Origin of the sequence: Bergeriella denitrificans NBRC 102155 (assembly GCF_001592185.1) — a bacterium.
Taxonomy (GTDB): domain Bacteria; phylum Pseudomonadota; class Gammaproteobacteria; order Burkholderiales; family Neisseriaceae; genus Neisseria; species Neisseria denitrificans.
Map to the genome: position 1 here is coordinate 1 of NZ_BCWL01000273.1, position 2294 is coordinate 2294.

Annotated in this window: 2 protein-coding genes and 1 riboswitch; both genes read right to left on the reverse strand. The window is 55.4% G+C overall.

Features of this window, described 5'->3' with window-relative positions:
• Positions 1-114: 114 nt before the first annotated feature.
• On the reverse strand, positions 115-498 hold the full coding sequence (gene gcvH / locus BDE01S_RS10110) for a glycine cleavage system protein GcvH (protein ID WP_066081113.1): 384 nt from the start codon (positions 496-498) through the stop codon (positions 115-117).
• A gap of 106 nt (positions 499-604) precedes the next feature.
• Positions 605-1705: a glycine cleavage system aminomethyltransferase GcvT gene (gene gcvT / locus BDE01S_RS10115; RefSeq protein ID WP_066081115.1), complete on the reverse strand. Its 1101-nt coding sequence runs from the start codon at positions 1703-1705 to the stop codon at positions 605-607.
• 250 nt (positions 1706-1955) lie between these two features.
• Positions 1956-2052: riboswitch (glycine riboswitch) on the reverse strand.
• Positions 2053-2294 lie beyond the last annotated feature (242 nt).

Sequence of the window (2294 nt, forward strand, 5' to 3'; positions counted from 1 at the left end):
CAGCCAACTGCAAACAAAGGCCGTCTGAAATCAGATTCGCCAAACAGGGTTTCCGGTTGAATCGTTTTCAGACGGCCTTTCGGTTTTCCGCCGCTTTTAAAGCGGCGGCGGAGATTATTTCACCTCTTCCGCATATTGTTCGGCGGTCAGCAAGCCGTCCAAATCGGCGGGGTTGGCGGGTTTGATTTTAAAGAACCAGCCGGTGCCGTAAGGATCGCTGTTGGCGGTTTCCGGCGCACCCGGCAGATCGTCGTTGACGGCAACCACTTCGCCGGCAATCGGTGCGTACACGTCGGAAGCGGCTTTCACCGATTCCACCACGCCTGCCTGCTCGTCGGCAGCCAGATTCGCGCCGACTTCGGGCAGCTCGACAAACACGATGTCGCCCAACAATTCCTGCGCGTGGAAAGTAATACCGACGGTTACCGTACCGTCTGCCTCAGGGCGCAGCCATTCGTGACTGGCGACGTATTTCAGTTCTGCTGGGATATTGCTCATGGTGTGTTCTCCTGTTAAACGGATGATATTGAATTAAACGGATGGTTTTAAACGGATAAATCGATTTTTCAGACGGCCTTTTGTCTGCTAGGCCGTCTGAATATTGTTAATCAAACTGCTTCTGACCGTTGCGTACAAACGGCAGTTTCAACACGCGCACATCGACTTCTTTGCCGCGAATGATGACTTTGGCACTGTCGCCGTCAAACTCTTTCGGCACGCGGGCGATGGCGATGGATTGTTTCAGGCTCGGCGAGAACACGCCGCTGGTGGTGATGCCCTTGCCTTTGTCGGTCACCACTTCCATGTGCGAGCGCAGAATGCCGCCTTTGTCGAGCAGCAGGCCGACTTGTTTCACGGCCACGCCTTTTTCTTTCAAGGCCAGCAATGCGGTTTTGCCGACGAAATCGCGGTTTTCGTCTTTCAAATCAACCGTCCAACCCATACCGGCTTCGAGCGGGCTGGTGTCGTCGTCCATGTCGTTGCCGTAGAGGTTCATGCCCGCTTCCATGCGCAGGGTGTCGCGCGCGCCGAGGCCGCAAGGCTGTACGCCCGCTGCCTGCAGGGCTTTGAAGAAGGCATCGGCTTCGGCGGCGGGCAGAATCACTTCCACGCCGTCTTCGCCGGTGTAGCCGGTACGGGCGACGAACCAATCGTTGCCCAAATCCGCGCCCTGGAAGGGTTTCAGCGCATTCACGGTATCCGCCCATTCGGGTTTGACTGCCAAAAGTTTCTCAATCGCTTTCGGACCTTGCACGGCCAGCATGCCCAAATCGTAGCGCGGCGTCAGCGCCACGCCGAATGCTTTGCCGACTGCGGCAAATTGGGCGGAGTCTTTTTCACGGGTCGCGCCGTTGGAGACGATACGGTATTGGGTTTCGGCTTCATTGGTGCGGTAAACAATGAGGTCGTCGATGACGCCGCCCTTGTCGTTCAGCATGGCGGAATACAGAGCTTTGCCGGCAAAGGCCAGCTTGCTGACATCGTTGGCGATTAATTTGCGGAAAAAATCTTTGGCTTGCGCGCCGGCTACGTCGGTAACCAGCATGTGTGATACGTCGAACATACCGGCATCGGTACGCACGGCTTCGTGTTCGGTGATTTGCGATCCGTAATTGACGGGCAGATCCCAGCCGGCAAAATCAACCAGCTTGCCGCCCGCGTCAATATGGGCTTGGTGGAAAGGAGTGGTTTTCAGAGCAGTCATGAGGGTTTCTCCGGTTGCCGCCCGCTGCGGCACGCGCCTTGGGGCAGCGGACGTTTATTCTTGGACGATATGCGGCATCCGCCCGCAATGCGGCGGAAACCCTATCTGTCCTTGAACCTGAGATTTTCGGCGCCGCGTGGTGACGAACAGTCTGCTCACTGCTGCTTTTGCGGATGTCTGAATGGTGGTTCAGACGGCCTTTTCCCCTTCGGTGTGCCTGTTGCAAACAGGCCGCTCTCCAGATGTTTTCTTACAATGTGCAGTCCTTTTACCTGAGCGATTTAAGGGCATCTGCGCCTTCGGTGGCCGCACAGACGGGCTGCGCCGCGCTCTCCTGCACATGTTCGGATTATGGCTTGAAACGCTCTTTTGGGCAAGCTCCGCCCGCGATAATTTTTCAGACGGCCTCAATCGGGCGTGCCATGCCGTCTGAAAAAAGGATTATTCGCCGAATATTTGCATTTGCGACAGATTATTTCATGAATTTTAATTTTATTGGCCTATTGTAGGTTAAGTTTATTTAGCCTAATATAGTCGGTGATTAAATCCTGTTACAGCGTTGGCTCGCTCGGCTCAAAGAGGGGGCTTG

Bases quoted from the DNA above. Each gene is read 5' to 3' on its own strand.
- gcvH (WP_066081113.1), bottom strand. From the start codon at position 498: ATGAGCAATATCCCAGCAGAACTGAAATACGTCGCCAGTCACGAATGG.
- gcvT (WP_066081115.1), bottom strand. From the start codon at position 1,705: ATGACTGCTCTGAAAACCACTCCTTTCCACCAAGCCCATATTGACGCG.